The organism is Desulfobacula sp. (assembly GCF_014237455.1).
Classification (GTDB): Bacteria; Desulfobacterota; Desulfobacteria; order Desulfobacterales; family Desulfobacteraceae; genus Desulfobacula.
Map to the genome: position 1 here is coordinate 33,620 of NZ_JABZFL010000009.1, position 26,773 is coordinate 60,392.

A 26,773-nucleotide genomic window follows, 5' to 3' on the forward strand; every position below is an offset into this window, starting at 1 on the left:
ATTTAGTCTATTATGAAAAAAATAAAAAAGACAACATCTCAAGATCCTAAAAAAATAGAAAAAGACCTGGGTGAATTTCTAAATAAAAAATTCGGCGGCAACGTTAAAATCATCACCCCTTCCGTTCTTCCCCAGCAGGAATCAATTTCAGGCAAGTCTCCTTCAAAAGGCAAGAAAGGACTTATCAATTTTAATATCAAACCCCAGGAGCTTATTGCTTATCTTGATCAGTATGTCATAAGACAGGCAAAAGCAAAATCAGTTCTGTCAACAAAAATATGCACCCACTTTAACCGAATCAGGCATTCTCAAACCACAGGCGAAGGCATGTCAAAAATCACCGGTAATATTAAATCCAACATTCTAATGTTTGGTCCTACCGGAATTGGTAAAACCTATTTAATTAAACTGATCGCAAAAAAAATCGGGGTTCCGTTTGTAAAAGCCGATGCCACAAAATTTTCCGAAACCGGCTATGTCGGCGGGGATGTAGAAGATCTAATCCGGGATCTGGTGAAAGAAGCAAATGATGACATTGAACTTGCCCAATGTGGCATTGTTTACATTGACGAAATTGATAAAATTGCAGCGAGCCCTAATGTGGTTGGCGCCCAGGTATCAAGGACAGGCGTTCAGAGAGCTCTTTTAAAACCCATGGAAGAAACCGATGTTGACTTGAAAGTTCCCCATGACCCCGTATCCATGATGCAGGAATTAGAATCCTATCAAAGAACCGGGAAAAGGTCCAAACGGAGTGTAAATACTGCCAATATCCTTTTCATTGTCAGTGGTGCATTCTCAGAACTGTCAAATGTCATCAGAAAACGATTGTCAAAACAAAATATCGGGTTTGGCTCAAAGCTTGTAAAGTCCCAAAAAGAAGATGAGGTGTTAAAGCAGACCAAAGCTGAAGATCTGGTGAAGTTTGGGTTTGAATCTGAATTCATCGGAAGGCTTCCTGTCCGATGTGTTCTTGAGACGCTTGATGAAGAAGACCTCTACGCAATTTTGAAGATGCCCAATAATCCGGTCATATTGAGCAAGAGGCTGGACTTTAACGCCTATGGTATAAAGATTATTTTTACAGATGATGCATTAAAAGTTCTTGCAAAAAGAGCGCATAAAGAAAACACCGGAGCCCGGGGGCTTGTCAGTGTGATTGAAGAAGCCTTACTTGATTTTGAAGAAAAACTTCCGTCACATGATTTTTTAAAATTTACCGTAACAAAACAAGTCCTGGAAGATCCCAAAGGCCATCTTGAAAATCTTTTATCAAAACAAACTTCTTTAAAATGGAATGATCTTTATGAAAAAGCTTTCCTTGATCATAAAGCATATATTTCAAACTATATAAAAGACAATTGGAAAACCTTCTCCGACCGCTATGGACTGACTCTTTCACAAATTCGATGCGATATGGTGGCGCTTCATTTTTGCAATTATGTCATGGAAGTTGAAGATGCAGTGAAAAAAATAAAACAACTCCATGATTCAATCAAAGAAATTGAAGTTGAAGTATCAAAAAGCTATAACTTAAATATTATTTTTGAAGAAGATGCCATTGACTTTCTGATTGAACAATTTACCAACCATAATGCGACCAATGAAGAAATTTTATCAAAAATCTATGACAGCTACCATGACGGTTTTAATCTGATTCGCGAAAAAACAGGAAAAAGTAGATTTTTTCTGTCTAAAAATGCTTTAATAGACCATGAAACCTATCTTAACGATCTTATCAGGAAAGAAATAATATGATTGGAATTTCAAAACTTTATTGCGCAACAGTTGAACCATCAGATGCATTAAGATACTCCAGACAATCAGGACAAATGCCCTCCCATCTTTTGCAATTTTCAAAAGACAAAAAACCCGTGGTGGTCTGGAATATGACACAACGATGTAATCTTAAGTGTATCCATTGCTATGCCAGATCAGAAGACCTTTCCTATGACAATGAGCTTAACCATGAACAAAGCCTTGCCATGATTGATGACCTGGCCCAATTTGGTGTACCCGTTCTTTTATTCTCAGGCGGGGAGCCCACCGTGCATCCAAGACTTGTTGAATATGCCAAATATGCTGTCAGCAAAGGTATGAGAGCCGTTATTTCAACCAATGGAACCCTTATTACCAAAGAAAAAGCCAAAATTTTTAAGGAAATCGGGCTTTCCTATGTGGGGATCAGTCTTGATGGCTTAGAAGAGACCCATGATAAATTCAGAGGGGTTAAAGGAACCTTTAAAAAGGCCATGGAAGCCATTGAGAACTGCCAGGAAGCCGGTATCAAAGTTGGATTACGGTTTACCCTTAACAAAAAAAATGTAAAAGACGTGCCTGGTATATTTGATCTTCTTGAAGAAAAAAATATCCCCAGGGCTTGTTTTTATCACCTGGTATATTCAGGCAGGGGGTCTGAAATTGCAAAAGAAGACCTCTCCCATGAAGAGACCCGCAAAGTGCTTGACCTGATCATGGCGCGGACAAAAGATCTTCATGACCGAAACCTGCCCAAAGAGGTTCTCACCGTGGACAATCATGCCGACGGCCCCTATATTTATCAAAGATTGCTCGAAGAAGACCCGGAAAGAGCAGCCGAGGTTCTTGAACTTCTGGAAATGAATGAAGGGAATAATTCCGGCCGTGGCATCGGATGTATCTCCTGGGATGGCGAAGTCCACCCGGATCAATTCTGGCGGGAAAAAAGTCTTGGTAACATCAAGGACATGCCTTTCTCCGAAATCTGGACAAATGTTGACAATGAGTTTTTAATGAAACTCAAAGAAAAGAAAAAACATGTTAAAGGCAGATGTGCCGAGTGCAGATGGCTTGATATTTGCGGCGGAAACTTCAGGGCCAGAGCAGAATCTGTTGCCAATGATCCCTGGGACAGTGATCCGGCATGTTACCTGACAGATGAAGAAATTAAAAAGGAGGTTTCATAATGCTTTTTCCGGATTTTCGTGGACGAAGATTAAGAGCAAGTAAAAATTTTAGAAGAATGATACGGGAAACAAAGCTTTCCTGTGATGATTTGATTCTCCCTTTATTTGCCATAGAGGGTAATTCTGTAAAAAAACCCATTGAATCCATGCCAGGTCATTTTCAACTCTCCTGTGATCATATCGTCAAAAAAGCCAAGGAAGCCTGTGATGCGGGTGTTCCTGCCATTATTTTGTTTGGCATTCCCGACAAAAAAGATCCTCTGGCAACAAGGGCCTATGCCTCTGATTCCATTGTTCAACGAGCCGTTGGAGAAGTAAAAGAAAGCGTTCCGGATATTTCTGTTATCACGGATGTCTGTCTTTGCGGGTATACAGACCACGGGCATTGCGGAGTTGTGGAAAACGGCATTGTTGACAATGATGCCTCCCTTGATCTTCTGGCTAAAACGGCATTGTCCCATGCAGAAGCCGGTGCAGATATGGTAGCCCCGTCAGATATGATGGACGGCAGGGTCGGAGAAATAAGACAAACCCTGGATGAAGAAAATTTTTCTCACATTCCCATCATGTCCTATGCAGTGAAATACAGTTCGGCATTCTATGGCCCGTTCAGGCAGGCAGCAGAATCAGCACCGCAATTTGGTGACAGGAAAACCTATCAGATGGATCCCGCCAATTCCACTGAAGCCATCAGGGAAGCCACCATGGATATTGAAGAAGGTGCGGATATTATCATGGTAAAACCTGCTTTGTCCTATCTGGATATTATCTATCGTCTCAAAGAAGAGATTGATCTTCCCATTGCTGCATATAATGTCAGTGGCGAATACTCCATTATGAAAGCCGGAGAAATGATGGGCTGGGTCAACGCCAAAGACCTCATTATGGAAACACTCTTATCCATTAAAAGAGCCGGGGCAGATTTAATCCTGACATATTCCGCTATTGACGCTGCAAAGGAGTTAAACAAATAATGAACCATCCCCACGGGCAGGGTCAGAAACCTTCTGCCAACACCCTTCGTCTGGTTGCCTGGGAAACTACCCGCCGGTGCAACCTTTCCTGCAAACACTGCAGGGCTGTAGCAGAAAACCATCCTTATGATAATGAGTTAGATACCCGGGCTTCCTTTAGATTATTGGAACAAATCAAAGAGGTTGGTAATCCCATTATTATCCTCACCGGCGGAGAACCGCTTTTAAGGGAAGATATTTTTGATATTGCGGCTTTTGGAACAAAATTAGGGCTTCGCATGGTCATGGCACCCAACGGGACTTTGATTACTAAAGACAACGCCAAAAAAATGAAAGCATCAGGTATAAAAAGGATCAGTGTCAGTCTTGACGGTTCAACACCTGAAACCCATGATGCCTTCAGGGGACTTGAAAATGCGTTTAAAAATTCAATCCAGGGCATTAAAATTGCCAAACAAGCCGGAATTGAATTTCAGATCAATACAACCATAACCAAAACAAATCTTGACCAGATACCTAAAATTCTAACTCTTGCAGAAAATTTAGGAGCAGTCGCCCATCATATTTTTCTTCTTGTTCCCACAGGCCGCGGAAAATATATTGTGGACAGCGAAATCAATGCAAAAGAATACGAAGAAACCTTGGACTGGTTCTACGATCAAAGTCAAAAAACAAGCCTTCAGCTTAAAGCGACCTGCGCACCACACTATTACAGAATATTACGGCAGAGGGCCAAAAAAGACGGCAAAAAAGTAAGCTTTGAGTCCCATGGACTTGATGCCGTCACAAGAGGGTGTCTGGCTGGAACAGGGTTTTGTTTTGTTTCCCATGTGGGAAGGGTTCAAACATGCGGCTTCCTTGATGTGGAATGTGGTGACATTACCCAACAAACCTTTAAAGATGTCTGGGAAAATTCTCAGGTTTTTAACACGCTCAGAAATTTTAATAATCTTGAAGGCAAGTGCGGTATCTGCGAATACAAAAAAGTTTGTGGCGGATGCCGCGCCCGCGCCTATGAAGCAACGGGCAATTATCTTGCCGAAGAACCATTGTGCTCCTATCAGCCGGCAAGAAGTAAATAAATTTAATTTAACTCATTTGATTCAAAAAATTTCCAGCCTCTTTTGTCACATCCTGTCAAATGGAATTGAGCATTAAAGTAATGGGTCTGTCTTCTTCTGCACTCCCTGTAAACCGCACCGGTCCCGGACGTCTGTATCGATCCTGGTTGGATTCTGCTGCCAGCCATCCATCCCTTAAGGCTTTAAAAATTCTAAAGGCATTTGAATCTAAATCAATCAGACTTTTTTCAATCACAAGTTCCAGCCTTCCTTTTCTTTCCTCAAGACGCATCAATTTTGCAATAGGGATACCAATGGGTTCCCACTTATCAAACTTTTTCTCAAGATTCTTGATAGCAGCCATTTGTCCTGTTGCACCATTTGCAATCAGATGGAATGCTGTAATACCAAGATTGTAGGTATAATTACAGTCAAAATATGTGGGATCAGACCCTCGGCCGTCATATCCGTAAAAATGGGTCTGGGTTTTAAATTTGGGATCAGATTTTTTAAATATCCGGATAATAGGTTCAGGCACATTGTCATCCGGGCTGATCAACTCACTATTAATTAATGTCTGTTTCAATGTTTTCAGGGAAATGATGGATTCTTTGATTAACAGGTATTTATCTTCAGGGTTTTTAAATATGACTTTTGCAATTTTATCTGGAATAAATTTAGAGTTTTCCATAATTGACTTGTAATAGGATTTTTCAATACCGATTTTGTATTTTCCCTTTTCCTTTAAAATGCTTAGATATTCTTTGACCATATCCATGATAATATCTTCAGTTTTTACCTGGGAAAATTGAAAATTTCCATGGGTATCTCTTTCCATCAACAGACCATCCCGAAAGAATAACGGCAGCTGGTTAAACAAATCATCATCCCTTAAATTCCAGATGGAAAATTTATCTGTATCTCCCATACCCCGAGTGAGCCGCCTTAAGTATTCAAGTTTGACATTTAACGTTGGAAATGATGTGTGGAAATCATTGTCATGAATATGGTTATAATCCGCAATAATAGTGTTCAATTTGATAATAAACACTTGAATTTCATTTATAAACTCAAGAATACCTTCCGGAATGATCATTACACCGAAATTTTTCCCGGTTGCGGCTCTTCGAACAATGGTATCACATATTAATCTGGACCAATGACGTAATGTTATGCCATATGCAGTATAATCAATTATCCCTTTTTTTTGGGCTTTTTCAATTCTCTTATGATCTGTATAATCGGCCAGCTCTTCACCAACAAAAGAAAGGTTGGCATGGGTCTGAAAAGCACATTCCAGCGTCAGGTGACTTGCGACCCTTCCCATTACTTTACAAACATGCCAATATTTGATGTCTGAGCTGGCATCGGTGGTGAGATTACTGATATTTTGTGAAAATGCCCTTGCTGCCGTATGAAATCCAAATGATATGGCACAAAGTGTTTCTTTGTCATCGGTTTTTATCTGTATATCTCCGTCAATGGTTTTGGGAACACCAATAACCTTAATACCTGCACTTTTAAACCGCTGGGCAAGAAAGGCCGCATTTGTATTTGAATCATCTCCTCCAATCACCACCAAAGCGTCAAGTTCCAGATCCATACAGGTTTTTAACGATAATTCCATTTTGTTTTTGGAATCGATTTTGCTTCTCCCAGTCTTGATCATGGAAAATCCACCCATATTCCTGTGCGCATCCACAAGGCTCTGGGTAATTTCAACATATTTTGATTCCATCAAACCGTCAGGCCCTAAAAGAAATCCAAACAATTTAGATTCTGGATTATACTTTTTCACCTCATCATAAAGCCCTGCAATCACATTATGCCCGCCGGGTGCAGGACCACCTGAAAAAAACACGCCGATATTCCGACGTATCTTAAATGCCTGTTTGGCAGTTTCAGTTTTTTCATCCCCGGGAATAATTTTTTGAACATTATTATTAATAATATCAGGAAGCAATTTTTCCGCTTCCTTGTTATTGCTAAGTTTATATTCAGGACAATCTTTGATGCTTGTATATTTTGATGAAAAAATCTTAATTTTTTTTGGAGAAAATGATCGCCTTTCAATGGTTTCAATATTTACGTCAGAGGTCACATGACCTGTTTTCGGATGATTTAATAAAAATTCAAGTGATTTACACCTCTGATTCTCCATATCCGCTCCTGTTATCCATTCAAATCAATTGACTAAAACCCGGGGGTTTTCTTTTACTTTGGCCTGGTAACCGACACTCTTCTATTTTTAACCACAGATGGATAGAAAGTAAAGCCTCATTATTGATTTTCGGCTGAAAGGCCAGCGTTCATTTTTGTACTCAAATATCCATCCATCATTAAATGAACAATATGATGAATGACACAAACAAGTAAAGCAATCCCAAATTCACTGAAATAAGTCACCTGGATCATGGCGGATAAGGCCAGGGTCTTCTGCGAGCCCATAAAAATAACACTTTCCCTGCGACCTTTTTCTACACCAAAAAGTTTCACCAATAAAAAAGAAAATCCCAAAAGCATTAAGTGGAAAACACTGACAAGAACCACTATATAAAAAAAAGCCGTCCCTTCTCCCAAAAGCACCTGCTTTGCCCCTGCAAGGGAAATAAAAACAATACCGATAATCATCCATTGATTAATGATCTGCAACTTGAATTTTCCCAAATGATTTTCTTTAAAAACCTTAGCCTTTACCACTATCCCGATCAGCAAAGGGAAAAGAACAAGCAGGATCAATTTAGTGATGATGGCACCCTGATCGATCCCCAGTTCTTTTTCCATGTTTTGCAACGACAAAAGGGCCGAAAGTACTACAGGAATGGAAAAGATACCGATAAAATTCGATAAAATCGTCACAAAAAGTGCATGGGCCATATTTCCGCCTGCGGCGCCTGTCATCACAATTCCGGAAGACAACGTTGTGGGCATTACGGCCACGATAAAAAGTCCAATGACCACCCCGGTTTCAAGGGGGAGAAGACAAAGCAGGCCAGCTGCGATGGGCGAAAAAACAACAATAACTGACAATGATAAAAGTGTTGATTTAATATCTTTAATTCCCGCTCTTATCTGATCACTTTCTATCAAAAGACCTGAAATAATAAAGATCAAAAATATTATAATTTCCGGGCCGTGGTTATCCTTTAGACCAATCCCGATTTTTACCAGACTGTTTGACGGGTCCAAGATGACCGCCACAAAAACGAGAACTAGCCCGAGTAAAAACCATTGTTTTTTAATTTTTTGTATCATACATATTCCTCAGCAATTAAAATCAATAGGGATATCTATGATACATTATGGCTTGAGTCAATATTTCGTTCAGATTTTCACTCACAATCCTTGATTCTGATTCAAGAAAAATGGTAAAGATCATACAATAAAATAGAATTCAAGGAGCAAGTAAAATTGGGGTTTAATATATTTAAAAAAAAGAGTCCTGAAAAAAAAGAACAGGGACCCGGAATCTTTTCAAAGCTGAAAAGTGGGCTGTCAAAGACAAGGCAGGTATTAACCACTGATATTAATGACCTTTTTGTTTCCGGCAAGGCGATTGATGACGCGCTTTTTGAAGAGTTGGAAGAGCTGTTGGTTACATCAGATCTTGGAGTTGATGTAACCATGGAAATGATGGAAAGAATAAAGAAAACGGCCAAAAAGCTTTCCAATGCAGATGAACTCAAACAGGTGTTAAAAGAAGAATTGATCGGGCTCTTCCCGAAAAATAGTGATACCGCAAAAAAAAAAAAAACAACAAAACCCCATGTTATAATGGTGGTTGGCGTCAATGGAACCGGCAAAACCACCACATTGGGGAAACTTGCCATGAAGTTCACATCCCAGGGGGAAAAAGTGCTCATTGCCGCAGCAGATACATTCAGGGCGGCCGCAATTGAACAAGTCGAGATCTGGGCAAATCGATCCAACGCATCTATTGTCAAACATAAAGAAGGCGCTGATCCGGCAGCCGTTGCCTATGATTCTGTTGAAGCCTCTCTGGCCAGGGATATTGATGTTGTATTAATTGATACGGCCGGCAGGCTTCATACACAAAAGAATCTAATGGAAGAGCTTAAAAAAATAAAGCGCTCTATTAATAAAAAGTTTCCTGGTGCTCCCCACGAGGTATTAATGGTTTTAGATGCAACAACCGGACAAAATGCAATTTCCCAGGCAAACCTGTTTAATGAAGCCGTTGGACTTACCCAGATTGCTTTGACAAAACTTGACGGAACTGCCAAAGGTGGTATTGTTGCCGCTATTGCAAGCACTATGAAATTGCCGATAAAATATATTGGTGTGGGAGAAAAAATTGAAGATCTTCAGGATTTTGATTCAAAACTCTTTATTAATGCATTATTTGACTAAATCACCATAAGGATTACGCTGACAATGTTTGGGATTGAAAATTACTTGGGATTTATTATTGCCGCAATTATTCTCAACCTGACGCCGGGTACTGATACCATGTATATACTGACCAGAAGCGTTTCCCAGGGGAAAAATGCAGGGCTGGTATCAGTTGCCGGGATTATGTCCGGTTGTATTGTCCATGTCCTTTGCGCAGCATTTGGACTGTCCCTGATTTTATCAAGCTCTGCTTTTGTTTTTATGCTGGTTAAATGGGCCGGAGCACTCTATCTGATTTATCTTGGCATAAAAACACTTTTGGAAAAAAACAGAGCATTTGAAATCTCTCATTCTGAGTATACGGTTAGGAATCTTGCCAAAACTTACAGGCAAGGGGTACTCACGAATATTTTGAACCCTAAGGTAGGGTTGTTTTTTCTCTCTTTCTTACCTCAGTTTATTAATCCAGATCATGTAAACGGGCCAATACCTTTTCTTATTCTGGGGGGGACTTTCCTTGTAACCGGAACGATTTGGTGTCTTTTTCTATCATTGACTGCTGCATTAATGACAAATACATTAAGAAACAACAAAATAGCGGGAATCTTATTACAGAAACTTTCCGGTATGATTTTTATTGGGTTTGGATTAAAACTCGGCTTTGATAATGATTGATTATTTAAATTAATCATACGATAATAACCCTATGATGATGACCCTGGAATGGACAAAAAGTCAATCTGTTAAGATATTATGGGGGGGGAGGACAATGAAACTTTCACAAAAAGAGATAAAAACGTTGTTAAAAGAATGGAATCTTGCCTGGGAAAAGCATGACCTTGATAAGGTAATGACACTTTTCCATGATGATATCTTTTTTGAAAACTGGACCGGTGCTTATATTAAGGGCATAAAAGCGCTTAGAAAAGCCTGGGAGCCCTGGTTTGACAATCATGGTGACTTCAGATTTCTGGAAGAGGAAACCTTTATTGATGAACAGCACCAAAAGGTTCTCTATCGATGGGTTCTTGAATGGCCTTCGACTGAATCGGGTTTTGAAGACAAACCTGAAATCAGGAAAGGCGTGGATGTGATTCACTTTAAAGATGGAAAAATTATTAATAAGCTGACGTATACGAAAACAACCATTGAAATTGATAACAAGAGGCTTCCCTTGCACTTATAGATATTGTCCGACCCCGATCATATTCATTGCTTTCCATTTAACGCTTGTCAAACACACCTATCATTTTATCAAGAAAATCATCGGGTATGATATTAAGCTTTTTAAAATCATCCGATGTAAAAAGAGCAAATTCACCGATACTCGTTGTACACAGCCGGCCTTTTTCATTGTAAATTTCTCCAGCCATGATGGCATTTCTTTCATCGATCTTCTCTTTAATATATCCATAAATTTCAAGCCTTGAGCCAATGGTAACCGGCATTAAAAAAGAAGTTTTCATGGTTTTTGTCAGGATAAACCGTTTTGAAAGATAAATGGCAGCCCACCCCATAATCTCATCACATATGGTAGACAACACCCCGCCGTGTACAATATTGCTCCACCCTCTTAAATGGTCCGGCACTATGACAATGGATCGAAGTTTTTCCCCATTGGTTTCAAAGGTCATCTTAAGTCCGTGATGATTTTCAGAGCCACATCCAAAACAATTCATATCCACATTGGGAATTTTCTCCCATTCTTTTGTATTCATCTTTTTCTCCAGCAATATTTTTCCCTATACAAGTTTTTTAAGCAAGGTTGCAAATCGATTTTCATTCATTATTTCCACCCCAAGGATTTGAGCTTTTTCAAGCTTGGATCCTGCCTTTTCTCCAGCAATGAGAACATCGGTTTTCGAACTGATGCTTGACGTAACACTGGCACCAAGCCTTTCAAGCTGTTTTTGGGCCTCGCTGCGAGGCATGGTCTGCAATGTGCCGGTCAGCACAATTCGTTTATTGTTGAACGGGTTATCGTAGAATCCAGCAATGACAGGTTGATCATTGGTGATGATGACGCCTGAATGGGTGATATCTTCGATAATCGCCTTGTTTTCAAAGTTAGAAAAGAATTGGCAAACTGCTGATGCTGTTTCCGGACCGATGCCATTGATTTCTTGCAACGCTTCTTCAGATGTTTCCATGATATCCTTAAGCGTGGGAAATCTTTCTGAAATCAGTTTGGCTGCATTTTCTCCTGTATGATCAATCCCCAGTGCATAAATAAAGCGTCTTAAAGAAATCTTTTTTGATTTTTCTATTGACTGGGTAAGGTTGGCTGCAGATTTTTGAGCCATTCGATCAAGACTGGCAAGTTTCTCTTTTTCCAGGGAAAAAACATCTGCAAACGATTTCAGCATACCTTCATCCACCAATTGAACAACGATCTTCTTTCCGAACCCGTCTATGTCAAACGCTTTTTTTGAAACAAAATGTTTGATCCTCTCTTTTAACTGGGCCTGGCAGGACACATTGACACACTTATTGATATGGGACTTATCCAGTTTAATTTTTTCAATTTTACTTTTGCAGACCGGACAATGAACCGGCATTTCAAAAGGGACTTCATCCCCCTTTCTTTCCGATTCAATGATTTTCACCACCTTTGGTATGACATCCCCTGCTCTCATCACCAGCGCCTTATCACCAATCCGGATATCTTTTCTTTTTATTTCATCTTCATTGTGCAAGGTTGCCCTTGAGACCATGGCTCCGCCAATATTGACACCTTTCAGTATGGCAACAGGGGTGAGCGTTCCTGTCCGCCCGACCTGAACAATAATATCCTTTATGGTTGTGGTCTTCTGCATGGCCGGAAATTTATAGGCAATGGCCCATCTCGGGCTTTTAATTTTTTCACCCAATTGCTGCTGAAAGGAAATATCATCAACCTTGATCACCATGCCGTCAATTTCATAAGCAAGGCTATCCCTCAATGCTTCAAGTTCTTTATAAGATTTTAAAACCCCGTCTATGGTCAGCCCTGACTTTATATGCGAATTCACTGAGAAACCAAAATCTTTGAGTGTATCGAGCGTCAATGACTGGCTTTGAAAAGAAATCCCCTGTACAAGGCCTGTGCCATAGACAAATATATCCAGAGGACGGGATGCTGTTATTTTAGAATCCAATTGGCGTAAAGAGCCGGCTGCAGCATTTCTTGGGTTGGCAAAAATATTTTCTCCGTTTTCAAGACGGACTTTGTTCAAGCGATCGAAATCAGTCCGTTTGATGATGATCTCTCCCCTGACTTCAAGCAGGGAAATCGCTCTCGTTTTACCCTCATGTAATTTTAACGGAACAGACCTGATGGTTCTGACATTTTGGGTGATCACTTCGCCAGTGATGCCATCTCCACGCGTAGTTGCCTGTACAAGGGTTCCGTTTTCATACTTTAATTCAACGGCAACGCCATCCAGCTTGGGTTCAACTGTATATAAAATATCTTCACTATTTAAATTTTTAACGATTCTCTTGTGAAAATCCAGAACATCATGATCACTGAAAGCATTATCAAGACTTAGCATGGGAATTGAATGAACGGCTTGATGAAAACCAGTTAAAGGCGGTGCTCCCACTCTTTTTGTCGGCGAATCCGGAGTTGAAAATTGGGGAAATTCTTCTTCTATTTCAATGAGCCGTTTGAGCATCATGTCATACTCAACATCTGAGATCACAGGATCATCCAGAACATGATATTGATAGCTGTGCCCTGTCAATTCCTTTTGAAGTCTTCTGGCTTCTTTTTTTATCTGATCTGTATTTTGGTCATTCATTTTCACACAATTTTTTAGCAAAGGCCATCACAGAGGCACATGCATTCTGCCGTGCCAGTTTAAAGCATTCTTTCCTGAATCCGGGGTCCCAGTCTTTTGATGCGACGCTGTCAGACACGACAAGGAGTCCTGCAATCCGGACATTTCGATAATCAGCAACGGAAAAAAGGGCTGAACATTCCATTTCAACCGCCTGGGCTCCAAATTTCCTGAAATGCGCCACTTTGTTTTCCGTCTCCCTGTAAATGGCATCTGTGGTCCAGATAGTCGTTTTTTGAAACCCAATTCCATTATCCGTTAAATGATCTGCCAATTGATCCGTTAAATTCAAATCGGGGATTGAGATAGGGATATCTGCGTCCAGAACTTTATAATTGCAGGATGTTCCCTCATCCACAATCGCCTCACAGGGAAGAATAATATCTCCTACCTCTAACTGATCCGTCACAGCCCCGCACCAGCCAAGGACAATAATCTTACTTGCCCCTCTGGCAATTAATGACTCTAACAGCATTGCACCGTACGGAGCACCGATAAAGGGTCCGGCAACGCAAGTACCCTTATCACACCCGTCAGGTATCATAAGGGTACTTGTAAAAAACGGCAAAACCTTTGGATTTATGGTATCTAATTTTATGAGATTAATATCAGGCTGGCAACTCACCATCACAGCCACAGAACCGATATCAGGTGCGCGCCGTGCCCCCAGAGGAGGTACTATGGATTCACTATCCAGGTCCGACCATGTCGGATAATTCATCCTTTACCTCATCAATGATATCATACATCCATGTAATGTCTTCAATGGAAAGCCGACCGGCTTTTGAAGGTGCTCTGTCAGTCCCGTCTTTCTTTTTAAGAATCCTGGGTCCCAGCTGGACTTTTGGTTCTCCGTCTCCATACTGATGGATCGAAATGAGAAGTCCTGTCGCTTCATTTTTCCATTCTTTTAATTTTTTATCCTTTTCAGGATCATATCCTGCCATACATCTTTCCTCCACGGTAAAATTGCATGTTCTATATCATAGAAAAATCTGCAATATTCTTAAACAATCCTGATACAGATGACAACAAAGCGATCCTGTTCTGTCTTAATTTTGTATCCTCAGCCATCACCATAACATCCTCAAAAAAAGTGTCCACTTTGGATCTTAAAGTGGCAATATGCGAGAGTGCTTTACCATAATTTCCTTCTTGAATCAAACCTTCTACAATTTGACGGGCCTTATTGACAGAACTAAATAATTCTTTTTCACAACGGTCTTCAAAAAGACTTTCATCCACAGACAGTCCTTCTTTTACTTTTGCTTTTTTAATAATATTTTCAACCCGTTTAAACGTAATCGAAAGTGGTTCAAAATCCGGTTCTTTTCTTAAAGAATCCAGTGCTTTAACCCTTAAAACAACATCCGGAATATTATCAAATGATGCCCAGAAAGCCGAATTAACAGCTTCTTTTGAAAAGCCCGCATCGGTTAAAATATTGACCATTCTATTTTTAAAAAATTCTATGATTTTCAAAGATATCTCTTCTTTTTTAGCCGCATCATCAACAAATATTTCAATCCCTTTATCAATCATGGATGTTAAAGAAAAAACCAGATTTTCTGCCAGCATTATCTGAATGATACCAATTCCCTGCCGTCGCAGTGCATAGGGATCTGCACCGCCGGTTGGAATCAATCCGACTGAAAAACATCCGCAAATGGTATCCATCTTATCTGCAATGGATAGAAGACAGGCAGTAGGGTTTTCAGGCAGTTTGCCACCGGAATAGACAGGTCTGTAGTGCTGCTCAATGGCAAAGGCAACATCTTCTTTCTCTTCTGATTTTAGTGCATAGGCCCTGCCGATAATGCCCTGAAGTTTTGTGAATTCAATAACCACCTGGCTGACAAGATCTGATTTGCAGATTTGAGCCGCCCTTGTAACTTTCAGTTTCAAGGTCTTTTTATCGTCATAGGGGGATTCTTCTGCAAGATATTCAACAAGACTTCGAATCCGCAAAATTTTATCATAAACCGTCCCCAGTTTTTCCTGAAAGGTTACATTTTTAAGCTTCTGGGCAAACTCATCCAATGAAGACTGAAGATCCACTTCATAGAAAAATTTTGCATCAGACAAACGGGCCCTCAACACTTTTTCATGACCTCTTGCCACAAGCGCCATATTCTTTGCCCTGGTATTGTTAACCGCTATGAACAACGGTTTTAAATTACCCTTTTCATCTACCAGAGCAAAATATTTCTGGTGTTCTCTCATGGCTGTGATCAAAACCTCATCCGGCACTTCAAGGAACTCATCATCAAATTTACCCACAACAGGGAACGGTGATTCCACAAGGTTTGTCACAATATTGATCAGTTCATCATCTTTAAGGATCTTTGAGTGATGCTCTTTAGCGCAGCTTTCAATGGCCTTTGTCAGCATGGCCTTTCTTTTCTCAATATCCGGAATGACTCCGGCTGCTTCAGCAATCTCTACATATTTATCTGCTGATTCAATCTTCTGTTTTCCGGGATGCATGAACTGATGTCCCAGAATATAAGAAGAAGATTTTATGTTCCCCACTTTGAAATCAAGAATTTTTTCCCCCAAAAGTCCCACCAGAGAAATAATGGGACGGGCAAAACTGATGGACAGACCTCCCCACCGCATTCGTTTGGGAAACGGAATGGATAGAATTTCTTTTTCAAGAATACTTTCAAGAATGGACACCGAGGACTCGCATTTTTCTTCTATAACCGCAGCCAGATATCTTCCCTTTGGTGTCTCTTCAACTTTGAGTTGATCGACAGCTACCCCTGCTTTGGAGGCAAATTTTTCTGCCGCAATGGTTGGGTTGCCATTTTCATCAAACCCGACCCTTTCAGGGGGGCCTGTAAGGGTTGATGTTTTCGCATTCTGCATATCCGCTACATTTTCAATCATTAATGCAAGACGCCTGGGCGTACCCAGCGTATGGGCCTTGCCGTGGTCAATTCTTGATTTATCCAATGCTGAAATGATCTTCTCTTTAAAGGCATCCAAAGCAGGAATAATATAACCGGCCGGGATCTCTTCACTGCCAATTTCAATTAAAAGTGTGTTCATTTTAATTTATCCCTCCATTCTTCAATAACGGATGACCCATTTCTTCTCTTTGTGTGATATATGCCCTGGAACACTCCCTTGCAATATTCCTGATACGTTTAATATACCCTGTTCTTTCCGTTACACTGATGGCACCGCGTGCATCCAGGAGATTAAAGGTATGGGAACACTTTAAACAGTATTCATAGGTAGGGATAACCAGTCCTTTTTTAATGATTCGGTGGGCTTCCGCTTCGTATTTTTTAAACAGATCAAATAAAAGATCCACATCGGCAATTTCAAAATTATAGGTGGATTGTTCCACTTCCTGGCTGTGGTAGACATCCCTGTAAGTGATCTCATCATTCCATTTGAGATCAAATACATTATCCACACCCTGCAGATACATGCAGATACGTTCCAGACCATAGGTCAATTCAACAGGCACAGGGTTGACTTCTACACTTCCTGTCATCTGAAAATAAGTAAACTGGGTGACTTCCATGCCGTCCAGCCAGACCTCCCATCCAAGTCCTGAAGCGCCTAGGGTCGGAGACTCCCAGTCATCTTCAACAAAACGGATATCATGTTCAAGGGGATCAACACCAAGGATTTTCATGGAGTCCAGGTATAATTGCTGAACATCAGCCGGAGATGGTTTTAAGATCACCTGGTATTGGTAATAATGCTGAAGCCGGTTGGGATTTTCACCATAGCGGCCATCCGTCGGTCGCCTTGAGGGCTGTACATAGGCAACCTTCCATGGTTCAGGTCCAAGAGCCTTTAAAAGAGTGGTGGGATGAAAGGTTCCTGCCCCCACTTCCATGTCATAGGATTGTATGAGAACACAACCCCGCTGAGCCCAGAAATTGTTTAGGTTTAAAATTACATCTTGAAAATTCATTTTGCTCCACTTTTTCAATAAAAAGTTATGGTTAACGTATAATAATACCTTTATTCTCAATCTTTGTGTCAAGAATTCTTGCATCCTTAACAGTCCCGAGGATGTCTTGCCAGAAGGGTTTTAAGATTTCAATATCTTGCGCCTCTCCGATTGCCCAAAGACAGCCGCCGCCGCCTGCACCAGTAAATCTTGCACCGCAATCACAATCCACAGCCTTTTCAAACAACTTTTTCCCGGTAATGTCAAGCACATCAGGTGTCATTTCAAGTCTTAATTTTGTTTCCCGGTTCATCAAATCGGCTGCCTGCCTGAAATTTTGGTTTTTTACAGCCTTTGAAAATTTTTTTGTTAAATCTGCAATTTTTTCAAAAACAGACCTTGTTTCACCGCAAACAAAAGAGTCAACCCATTGTTTATTAATATCTTTTGATACATGAGGAATTCCGCAGTACACAACGAGTATATTTGAATTAAAGGCCTTAATGTCGTCTTCATGTTCAAAGACAGGCATCCGTTCAAATTCAGGAGAAATTTTTCCCATTTTCCAAAACCATTGATTTACCCCTCCGAAAGCGGCTGCAAGCTGATCCTGCATACCACAGGGAACCCCTGCCACACTGGCTTCCATATAATGGGCAAGCCAGGCAATCTGTTCGGAATCTATTGGTTTATCAAGTACTTTACAGAATGCTGACACAAGCGCTACTGCTGCAGAAGAAGATCCCCCCAGGGCACTTCTGGGTGGTGAAGCGGATTCGATGTGGATATGAACGCCATGGGCATCAAAGTACTTTGCCACAGCAAACATCAGTCCCATGGGATGATTAAATGGAGGATCATCTTTTTTAAAAACAGCACTTTCAAATCCCTTTGACGACACCTTGATATATCCTTTTTGCCAGGGGGAAAGACCAACAACCGTTCTTAAATCCAGGGCTATATTAAAACTTGATGGGGACAGAAAATTTAACGGCAGGAACAATGTACTGATATCCAGCGTGCCCCCGAAATCCACCCTGCAGGGAACTGAAGTATAAATTTGATGATACTCAAGCTTTTTTTCTAAATTCATTTTTCCTGTCTTAACCGTTTAAGAAATTGCAGACTTTTAAAATCCCTCCCCATATGAAACGGGATAAAGGCTTCCAATAGCATTTCTCCCTCTTTTATGGCAAAATTTGAAAATTTCATTCTATCCGCCCTGCTGATATCACTGTTATTTATCCAAACAAGCTGCTTTAAAGTGCCCTTTGAAACCGTCATACCATATTTCGATCTTCTTTTAACACAATTTTGGCAAATGATCCGACCTTCTTTAAAATCAAACCGGATACTTTTTTGTTCAATAAGATCAACAGGTGTTTTACATATATCACAATTTTCAATATTAGGAGAAAATCCGGACAGGCTCATAAATCTAATCTGAAAAAGAAGGCTTAACACTTCTTTGGATAGGATCCCTGCATTTAACGCATCAAGAGAAAATAACAGCAGGTCATACAAGCCGGACTGAACTTTATCTTCCTCCAGCCAAAAATGAATCAACTCAACCCAAAAACTGGCATAGGCTGTTTTAAATACATCATACCGGATGTTTACAAATCCGTTTTCAAAATCAGCCTGGGAAAGAATGATCAGACCGTCTTTTTTTTTTTTAGGAAAAGTGCAGTGGATGTAATTAACAGAAAAAAGGTCAAGTGCCCCTGAAAACCGTTTAATGCTCTTTTTCGCATTTTTAGCAATTACCGATATTTTCCCTTTGGATTCAGTTAGAAAGCTGATGATAAAATCATGATCACCATATTCAATCTTTCTCAACAATATGGCATCTGTAGTAAAACCAGGCATATGCAGCAGCTCTAAATACCTAAAAGAAGAGTGGCTATCATAAAATAGCAATACACACTGACAATATCGATGGAAGTGGTGACAATAGGTCCTGTTGCAACGGCAGGATCAATATTGAGTCTCTCAAAAATAAGCGGAACCATGGAGCCCACAAGCGCTGCAAGGGACATGGAAGACAGGATAGCAAGACCAACGGCAACTGCCAACGGCAAAGCAAACAGCTCTTCAGCAAAAATAAATCTCGCGATAAGTCCAATGAAAAGACCATATGTGACACCCAGAATCAACCCTATTGCAAGTTCTTTTGAAACAACTTTGTAAAAATCCTGAAGATTAATTCTCCCTGTGGCAATACCCCGGACTACGATGGTGGAACTCTGGGTGCCGATATTTCCCCCCATCCCCATAATAACGGGAATAAACGCAGCCAGACTTGTAAATTTTGCAAGGCTTTCTTCAAATCCACCTATAATGAAAAAAGCGGCTACACCCCCCAGAAAACTGGCAAACAACCAGGGCAGACGAATTCGTGTTCCTCTTAATACTGTCTGGGTTTCAATGTATTCTTCCCCCACTCCTGCCATTTTCAACATATCTTCCGTGGCAGCTTCATGGAGAATGTCAATAACATCATCAACGGTTACAATCCCTACAATCTTGTTGTCATCATCCACAACAGGGACAGCCAGGTAATCATACCTTGCAACCAGCCTTGCCACTTCTTCCCTGTCCGTATAGGGTTTTACCGTGACAAGATCTTTTGCCATAAACTCTTTTAATGGTTTTTCCGGATGTACAACAACCAACTGCCTTAACGAACTGACCCCGACCAGTTTTCCATATTCATCAACCACATAAATATAAAACGGCATTTCAACATCTAAATACTTGTTCTGTAATGTTTCAATAGCCTGTTTGGCACCCACATCCTCTTCCAGTGCGATAAAATCAGTAACCATGAGGCTGCCGGCAGTATCTTCGCCGTAGCTCATCAACTGCTCGATATTATCTGACTCCTCTTTCTGCATCTTTGAAAGGATTTGATCTGAAAGCTCTTCATCCAGAAGGGTTAACAGAGAGACAGCATCATCAGACGGCATGTGATCAAATATATCCACGAGCTTATTAAATTCTACATTTTTTACAAACTCCAGGAAAAGAGTCTCATCCAGAAGGGAAAAAAGAAGGCCGATCTGTTCCGGATCATCCATGAGTATGAACAGTTTTTGACGGTTATCAGCAGACAGATCTTTAAAAGAAATGGAAAGATCTGCCATATGGGTTTTGTTAATAATATTCACTAACTGTTTGGTGGCCCCGCGCCGTAACAGTCTTTTTAAACTGGCATTTAAAATTTTTATCCGTTCATTGTGCATAATCTTCCCCGTTTAATAAGGCTAAAGCCAAATCAAAGCATTATTTTTATATGCGCCTTTTTCTTTAATGATTCAAGCCAGGTTTCAAATTTTTTATCAACCTGCTCACGGTATAAAATTTCATGAATTTCGTCATAGGCCTGCTCTAATGTTTTGGCACCTTCCAGAACAATGTCTTCTATGTAAAAAATCTGAAATCCCTGTGCCGTCGAGATCACATTTGTATAATCCCCTTTGCTCAATTTTGATATACTATTTTTAATACTTTCAGAAAAATTATTAATGTCAAATGTTCCGAGATCACCGCCATCTGGAGCATTGGATGCTATTGAATACTCTCTTGCAAGAGCGACAAATTCCTTCTTTTTATCCAGTTTCTTTTTAATTTCCTTGATCTCGCCCTCATTATCCATAAGGATATTTCTTAAGTGATACTTCTTTTTGCCGGAATATTTTTCAGCATTGGATTCATATCGTTTTTTTATATCAGATTCAGTTATAATCACTTTTGACTTTACCGAATAGTTAATCAACTTGGCTTGTAATATCTGCCTTTTAACATTTTCGCGATATTCCGTTAATGCGAGCCCCTCTTGACCCAGAGCTTTCTCAAGTTCTTCCTGACTCAGTGACTTGGCTTTCTTTACATTTTCTACTGCATTATTGATCTCAGTATCAGATACATTGATCTGATACTTCTCTGCTTCCTGCCGGGTTAATGACTGGTCAATCAATGCAGTGAGTATCTTTTTATTAATGGCCTGAATCATCTCTTTTTTCTTTTCATCCGGATACCCGGAAGACTCGATATTTTTCATATATGGAGCGGATTCTTTACTCAGCTGAACCAAAGTGATAATATCACTATCCACAATGGCAACAATCCTGTCGATAACATCTGCTGATATCGACCGGCAAAAGCTAAAATTTATTATAATCAAAGAAAAAACAATCCAATTAATTTTACCTACTCTTATTCGTGGCATTCTCACTTCCCTCGCTTTTTTCAATATCAAGTAAAAAAGTTTTTAGTTTGTCCTTATTGATTTCAACGGGATAATCCTTCCCGAGCTGTTGTATCCATTCATCGTATTTGTCTTGGGTCTTTTGCATGCGAAGACGAGATACCAGCTCTTGCTCATTCTCGATTTTTTTTAAAACCAACGCTTTATTATCAGGATCCTGAGCATCAGCAATACGATACTTTTTGTAAAATTCCACAATATCCAGGGATGTAATTTCGATCTTTTTTTTAAGTTCCTGATTAATGAGTTTATCCATGATCATATTTTTCCTGAACCGTTTTTTCCAAAAAGAGTATGATATGGCATTTTTTAACAATATCTGATCAAAACTGTCATCGGGATAATCCTTTTTAAATTCTTCCTCGGCAAACTCGACTTCCTGATCCGTAACTATAACACTCTTCTCAGCAGCAGCACTGAGAAGAATAATCTCTTCGGAAAGCATTCTAACAAGATGAATCACCATTTCATTATATTCTGCTGGATTTTCATGAATATTATATGGATATGCAGCTCTTTTCAGATCAAGTTCTTCCAAAAATTCTGAACTGGTAATGGTCATTAATGGTGTTTTGATCAAAAACCGAGGAGCCTTTTCCTTTGCAGGCTCACTACAGCCCATAAGGCAAAGAGCGCCAATAAAAATCCAGCAAATGAAACTCTTTTTTAAAAAATCCTTCAATCTTTTACCCCGACCTCAATTTTTTTTCAAAAACAAGTCTTCACTAAAATTAGTAAGATTACCACTACAATTTGGTTTGTGCAAGACAATTCAGGCTCTGGCGGGGGTATCCGGAGGAAAAGGCGAATCGAATTGGCAAAACTAAATTGCTATCCTATATAGTTCGTATACGAAGGAGCTTAAGATAACAAAATTACCCAATAATATTCCGGATTGCATGGTGTTTCTTTTGGCAAAAGCCTTTCAGAAAGCCCATGCAGATTTTAAAAAACCATTGAGTTTTTTGAAAACCGGGGGAAAAAAAGATTAAAATCAGACTATCATGAAAAGGTATGATATGGCGACTTTCTTGAGTTTTTAAAAGAAAACCAGATCTTTGCAACCCTGCTCACACCCTCAAGATATGCCCAGAAAAATCCTGATGCCCGGTGGGATACAAGGAGAATCTGCGATTTCAACGAAATTTTGGGAGAGGATCACATTCTTAAGGTTTCTATAATGGCTATGCCTTTTACTTTTCGAAGTCGTAGTTTATCCCCCTTACTTGATCACCATCTCCACCTGCATCTTTGCCTGATCACCGTTTGTACTGTCTGCCGGCGGTATTTGCGGTTCGATGACGAACAGCCTCTCCGATTCGACTGGCCCGTTTTCAACCAAAAAATCAAGAGTCTGATTCGTCCTTTCGATTGCAAGAAGCCGCAGATCATCGTCGCTGACCCGAATCTGCTCTCGTAATCTCTGTTTCATCATGCCAATAAGCGACAGTCGTTCCTCATTGGACTTGTCAGTTCCGGACTGTACCAGTTTGACCTGTTTTTTGAGCTGCCTCTTTTTCTTTATTGTGCCAATAAAGCCTATTTCTTTGTCCTCTTTAATCTTTTTAAGCTGTAGAGCTTCAAAGGCTTTGGTAAGATAATACGGATATTCCTCATCACTAATCTTGATGCTTTCAGGCAGGGCATCTTCTTTAACGTCCTGGTCCTGCATTTTCTGTACCTCCAGAAGCTGATCGAAACGCATTTGTGTCAATGCCTCCCTATCTTTCTGCGGATCGACTTTGCCGACAATGTCCATCCGCAGGCTGGGCCGTTCATACATAACCTCGGCCATTTTTGATAGATTTGCTCGGGCGTCTTCCGTCAGCTCTGCCAGGCCGGGACGAAAGGCCACGAACTGTAAGTCCTCGCCATCAGGGATCAGGGCGCCAAGAAGGGCAAAGGGTGAAGTTGCCGCCTTGGCAATCAAATTAAAAATTACCTTGAAAACGATCCCGCCAATACTGAACTCCGGATCATTGAGATCGCCCTGTACCGGAATATCTAGGTTTATTTCTCCTTTCCGATTTTTGAGCAGCGCAATGGCCAGATTGATCGGCAGACTGATCGCGTCCGGACTGTCGACCGTTTCCCCCAGAGTAAACTGATCAAGAAAAGCGTGATTTTTGGCCTCAATCTTCTTATCATCAACAACATAGTGCAGATTAAGTGTCAATTTCCCTTTATCCGTCTTATAGCCGATGAATTTGCCGGTATAAGGAGAGGTGGGGCTCAGGTCAATATCGTGAAAATCTATACTGAGATCAGCATACAATTTTTCTTTTATTGGGTTCATTTTACCACTGATTTTAAGAGGTGCGTGCTGATTGAGCTTACCGGTTATTTTCACGTCAGCCAGGGCCTGCTCCAGCGATGAAAGGCCAGTCACCGAGCCGTTTATCTCTGCAAGGGAGGCGGCATAGGTTGGTTTTATCTTCTGGTCCAGGAAGTCGATCTTACCGCCTTTGATCATGATATTGTCTATTTCTATCTGACCGGTCTGTTTTTCTTCCTTAGCTACAGGTGTTTCAGGCTGACTATCATCAGCATCAGTGGCGCGTTTCAGGGTGGAAAGATTCAAAGTACCGTCTTCTGCAATGATCAATTTGGCATAAAGACTTTCGAGGCTGATCGCCTTTATCCTGATAGATTGTGGTTGAGAGGAAAAATGAAGGTCATTGAAGTCTAGATTTTTCCAGCTCAACAATTCTTCCCGCAACAGGGTGTCCCGGGTTGCCAGGTTTGATATCTGACTGTTGCCGTTAAACTGAAAAACAATCCCTCCCCCATCTGCTTGCTGCAGATCAAAGTCGCCCTGGACCGCAACTGCACCATCTTCTAAAACGATATTGCACTGTTCGGTAATGTATGGCAAAAATTTTTTTATCTCAATATTTTTAATGTCCAGGGCCAGTGTGGAGGAAAGCGGGATGATGCCAATCGTACCGTTGCCGCTGATTTTGCCGGTCTCATTTAACTTTAACTCGAACTGAAGATTACCAGTGCTATTTTTTTCATTAGAAATATCTGCAAGGTGAAGAGAAAAATTATCAATTTTAGTGATAGCCGGTACAGCAGGAGCATGGTCCTTAAAGGTGACGGAATATTGGTCAAGCGTGGCTGTTTTTAATTGTACTGACCAAGCTTGCACTGTTTTATCACTCGAGCCGTTCTCAGGCTCAGTGTCTGAGACAGGCTCTTGTGGCTTTTCTGGTAATCTGATTATCTCTTCAAGATTAATTGTGCCGTTCTTGTCTTTAACTATAGAAATATCCGCCTTTTGACTCTGAACCGCACCAATAATCAGGGTCCTCTCTTCTAATGCCAGATCAGCGTCGAGAACAGCAAAAAGCGGCACCCCGATGATCTTTGTCTGATTTGCCGTATCTTCAAGTATGAAATCGGTAAGGGTAACAGCCAGGCCGCTAAGACTGGTTTTGGCAACTGAATCTTTTTTTGAATAGTGAAAGGCGGTTTGCATATCAACTTTGCCGTTAGTGAGATCAGGGACCAGAATGTCTTGCAGATATGGGACATACTTGGTGAGCATGATATTCTCTATTGCAGCATTGCCATCTAATGCAAGCGGTGAGATGGAAAAATTACCGTTTAGGGTCAACGATTCATTGGCTTCGGTCTGGACGGAAATATCTATCTCAGCTTGTTTTTTCTCGATAGTACTGAAATTGACTACCTTGACATCAATCGGACTCAAGGTGGTAATAAAAGGCTTGACCATAGTATCCTTAAACTGCACGCTGCCTTGCTGAACTAAAATCTCAGCAATACTTAATCTGACAGGCGAACCACCTTTTTCGTTATTTATATTTTCTTGTGGGTTTTGCTCAGGAGCAGCTGAATTCGTGAGTAAAGGTAGAGGTAAAATATTTCCATCAGTCAAGCGCTCAAGCTCCATTGCCGGTTCTTTTATGGTGATATTGGCAATGTTGATTTCCTTTTCAAGAAGGTTTGAGTCGGCCATGGTTATTCTGACATCCGGGAGGCGGACATAACTCCTGGCCTGTTGGTCGACGACATCTATGTCCCGCAAGGAGAGCAGGCCAGTAAAGGCTAATTTGGAGGTGTTGTCCGGCCGATCGAGATATAAAAGCCGGGCGTCAATATCAAGGGTAGCAGACTTCAGAGTTAATTTTGATTCAATTGAGATATATCCAAGGTATTCAGGAATGTTGATATCGTTGATCTTGATATCTATCGATGTCTCACGGGAGGTGGTAAATGGTTTCGTTTTCCCTCCCAGGGAGAACTTTGAGTTGTTGATATTGGCGGAAAATGCCGGCTGCACATAATTTTCAATCTCATAATCAAGGTTTGAAATCGATGGCACAGCAAGACTGATCTCAGTTATTCGGTTCTTTTTGCCTTTTAAAATGTCATGAAAATCAATTGTTCCGTTTGTGATGGTAATATTGTTAATCGAAAAAAGGAAGGGCATGGTCTCTTCTGACGGGGGTGTTTCTTCTGATTTCTTTAACAGAAGGTCGGCAAAACTAAAAGTCTGATCTTGGTTGCGGGAAAAATTCATTTTCGGACCGGTCAGATCGACAGATTTGATGATCAGCGCCATTTTGAACAGGGAGACCGTTTGCAGGTTAACAAAAACACGTTCAAAAGCAAGCAGACTGCCTGTGGTGTCTTGCCGTTGCAGGGCAAATCCCTCGATCGCCGCAGTAAGTGTATAAGGATTCAGTCGTATTTTGTCTATCGTGACCTGGCGGTGCAGGACCTCGGGCAGTTTTTTCTCCAGCACCAGTTTGACTATTGGAGGCAGTGCAAAAAAACCGATCAGGGTATAGAGAATTACTACTCCGGCAACACAGAAGATCCTTTTCTGGTTTCGGCTGAGGGCCTTAATTTTTTGAATGAAACTTTGTGAAGCTTCTGTTTCTGTCATAACGAGCCCATTCTAAAAAGAGTTCTCTTTTTAATTGTTCATTTATTAGTAACTATTCAGTGAAAGGCTGAAGATGGTCCTGTTCAGAAACTTTAACTTAGGATAGAAAGTTTCTTTTTGTCAATATAAAAGTATGAAAAATTGTTAAAACGATGAAATTGATCCTGCCCCGATATTGTACACACTAACCGAAAACCGTTATTTAAGGTCTTTGGGATTGGAGGCAACAAGGACAGCTCTTGAGGAAGGTTTGCAAGAACCTGATCAGAGAGTAAAATTTGATTTTAAAAATGAAAATTTTAAATTTCTGATATTGTGTGCCGCATTAAATCGAGGCTTGAACTGAATCTTGCCGGTTTAACGCAAAATAACAATTTTAAACTGTATGTTTCTTAAAGATACTGAAGTTTCCCATTTTTTATCAGAGATATATTCGAAGTTGACCACATCTACCTCAAAAGTATATGCGAAGATATACTATAAAATCAATTGGTTATGGCAAAGAAAATTTGTTTTTG

General features: G+C 40.5%; 21 protein-coding genes. 7 read left to right on the forward strand and 14 right to left on the reverse strand.

Annotation, left to right across the window (positions count from 1 at the left end; all coding sequences use genetic code 11):
- Window positions 1-12: 12 nt before the first annotated feature.
- The 4 genes from HGJ91_RS01925 to ahbD are packed head-to-tail and all read left to right on the forward strand — an operon-like array spanning window position 13 to window position 5,001.
- A complete protein-coding gene (locus tag HGJ91_RS01925) occupies window positions 13-1,758 on the forward strand; it encodes an AAA family ATPase (RefSeq protein WP_291345998.1) in 1,746 nt (581 codons plus the stop codon).
- Window positions 1,755-2,945, forward strand: a complete 1,191-nt coding sequence (ahbC, locus tag HGJ91_RS01930) for a 12,18-didecarboxysiroheme deacetylase (RefSeq protein ID WP_291345999.1) — start codon at window positions 1,755-1,757, stop codon at window positions 2,943-2,945. Before HGJ91_RS01925 ends, ahbC begins: the two co-directional genes overlap by 4 nt.
- The gene (gene hemB, locus HGJ91_RS01935) at window positions 2,945-3,919 is read left to right on the forward strand and encodes a porphobilinogen synthase (RefSeq protein WP_291346000.1); all 975 of its coding nucleotides are present in this window, start codon (window positions 2,945-2,947) and stop codon (window positions 3,917-3,919) included. Before ahbC ends, hemB begins: the two co-directional genes overlap by 1 nt.
- Window positions 3,919-5,001, forward strand: a complete 1,083-nt coding sequence (gene ahbD, locus HGJ91_RS01940) for a heme b synthase (protein WP_291346001.1) — start codon at window positions 3,919-3,921, stop codon at window positions 4,999-5,001. Before hemB ends, ahbD begins: the two co-directional genes overlap by 1 nt.
- A 55-nt stretch (window positions 5,002-5,056) precedes the next feature.
- Here the strand turns inward: ahbD and HGJ91_RS01945 are convergent, their stop codons facing one another.
- Together HGJ91_RS01945 and HGJ91_RS01950 are read right to left on the reverse strand one after the other, a co-directional pair.
- A complete protein-coding gene (locus HGJ91_RS01945; protein ID WP_291346002.1) occupies window positions 5,057-7,141 on the reverse strand; it encodes a 6-phosphofructokinase in 2,085 nt (694 codons plus the stop codon).
- A gap of 119 nt (window positions 7,142-7,260) precedes the next feature.
- On the reverse strand, window positions 7,261-8,235 hold the full coding sequence (locus HGJ91_RS01950) for a bile acid:sodium symporter (protein WP_291346003.1): 975 nt from the start codon (window positions 8,233-8,235) through the stop codon (window positions 7,261-7,263).
- A gap of 156 nt (window positions 8,236-8,391) precedes the next feature.
- Between HGJ91_RS01950 and ftsY the strand changes: the two genes are divergently transcribed.
- From ftsY to HGJ91_RS01965, 3 genes are all read left to right on the forward strand, one after another.
- Window positions 8,392-9,351 carry a signal recognition particle-docking protein FtsY gene (gene ftsY / locus HGJ91_RS01955; protein ID WP_291346004.1) on the forward strand — a complete coding sequence of 320 codons (960 nt, stop codon included), beginning with the start codon at window positions 8,392-8,394 and terminating at the stop codon, window positions 9,349-9,351.
- A gap of 24 nt (window positions 9,352-9,375) precedes the next feature.
- Window positions 9,376-10,008, forward strand: a complete 633-nt coding sequence (locus HGJ91_RS01960; protein WP_291346005.1) for a LysE family translocator — start codon at window positions 9,376-9,378, stop codon at window positions 10,006-10,008.
- A gap of 94 nt (window positions 10,009-10,102) precedes the next feature.
- The gene (locus tag HGJ91_RS01965) at window positions 10,103-10,519 is read left to right on the forward strand and encodes a nuclear transport factor 2 family protein (RefSeq protein WP_291346006.1); all 417 of its coding nucleotides are present in this window, start codon (window positions 10,103-10,105) and stop codon (window positions 10,517-10,519) included.
- A gap of 37 nt (window positions 10,520-10,556) precedes the next feature.
- Here HGJ91_RS01965 and HGJ91_RS01970 read toward each other — a convergent pair whose 3' ends face one another.
- The 12 genes from HGJ91_RS01970 to HGJ91_RS02025 form a co-directional block, all read right to left on the reverse strand.
- The gene (locus HGJ91_RS01970) at window positions 10,557-11,051 is read right to left on the reverse strand and encodes a PaaI family thioesterase (RefSeq protein WP_291346007.1); all 495 of its coding nucleotides are present in this window, start codon (window positions 11,049-11,051) and stop codon (window positions 10,557-10,559) included.
- A gap of 24 nt (window positions 11,052-11,075) precedes the next feature.
- Window positions 11,076-13,115, reverse strand: a complete 2,040-nt coding sequence (gene ligA / locus HGJ91_RS01975) for an NAD-dependent DNA ligase LigA (protein ID WP_291346008.1) — start codon at window positions 13,113-13,115, stop codon at window positions 11,076-11,078.
- Window positions 13,108-13,875 carry a nucleoside phosphorylase gene (locus HGJ91_RS01980; RefSeq protein ID WP_291346009.1) on the reverse strand — a complete coding sequence of 256 codons (768 nt, stop codon included), beginning with the start codon at window positions 13,873-13,875 and terminating at the stop codon, window positions 13,108-13,110. The genes ligA and HGJ91_RS01980 overlap by 8 nt, the downstream gene beginning before the upstream one ends.
- Window positions 13,844-14,101 carry a hypothetical protein gene (locus HGJ91_RS01985; RefSeq protein WP_291346010.1) on the reverse strand — a complete coding sequence of 86 codons (258 nt, stop codon included), beginning with the start codon at window positions 14,099-14,101 and terminating at the stop codon, window positions 13,844-13,846. The genes HGJ91_RS01980 and HGJ91_RS01985 overlap by 32 nt, the downstream gene beginning before the upstream one ends.
- A 31-nt stretch (window positions 14,102-14,132) precedes the next feature.
- Complete coding sequence (glyS, locus tag HGJ91_RS01990; RefSeq protein ID WP_291346011.1) at window positions 14,133-16,208, reverse strand: glycine--tRNA ligase subunit beta; 2,076 nt, start codon at window positions 16,206-16,208, stop codon at window positions 14,133-14,135.
- Window position 16,209: 1 nt separating this feature from the next.
- On the reverse strand, window positions 16,210-17,091 hold the full coding sequence (gene glyQ / locus HGJ91_RS01995; RefSeq protein ID WP_291346012.1) for a glycine--tRNA ligase subunit alpha: 882 nt from the start codon (window positions 17,089-17,091) through the stop codon (window positions 16,210-16,212).
- Between the two features lie 31 nt (window positions 17,092-17,122).
- Window positions 17,123-18,163: a galactokinase gene (locus tag HGJ91_RS02000; RefSeq protein ID WP_291346013.1), complete on the reverse strand. Its 1,041-nt coding sequence runs from the start codon at window positions 18,161-18,163 to the stop codon at window positions 17,123-17,125.
- A complete protein-coding gene (recO, locus tag HGJ91_RS02005; protein WP_291346014.1) occupies window positions 18,160-18,939 on the reverse strand; it encodes a DNA repair protein RecO in 780 nt (259 codons plus the stop codon). Before recO ends, HGJ91_RS02000 begins: the two co-directional genes overlap by 4 nt.
- Window positions 18,940-18,950: 11 nt before the next feature.
- A complete protein-coding gene (gene mgtE, locus HGJ91_RS02010; protein ID WP_291346015.1) occupies window positions 18,951-20,315 on the reverse strand; it encodes a magnesium transporter in 1,365 nt (454 codons plus the stop codon).
- Window positions 20,316-20,347: 32 nt separating this feature from the next.
- Window positions 20,348-21,301 carry a SurA N-terminal domain-containing protein gene (locus HGJ91_RS02015; RefSeq protein ID WP_291346016.1) on the reverse strand — a complete coding sequence of 318 codons (954 nt, stop codon included), beginning with the start codon at window positions 21,299-21,301 and terminating at the stop codon, window positions 20,348-20,350.
- Window positions 21,279-22,022, reverse strand: coding sequence for a hypothetical protein (locus tag HGJ91_RS02020; RefSeq protein ID WP_291346017.1), 744 nt, complete (start codon window positions 22,020-22,022; stop codon window positions 21,279-21,281). Before HGJ91_RS02020 ends, HGJ91_RS02015 begins: the two co-directional genes overlap by 23 nt.
- A gap of 540 nt (window positions 22,023-22,562) precedes the next feature.
- On the reverse strand, window positions 22,563-26,111 hold the full coding sequence (locus tag HGJ91_RS02025) for a DUF748 domain-containing protein (protein ID WP_291346018.1): 3,549 nt from the start codon (window positions 26,109-26,111) through the stop codon (window positions 22,563-22,565).
- Window positions 26,112-26,773 lie beyond the last annotated feature (662 nt).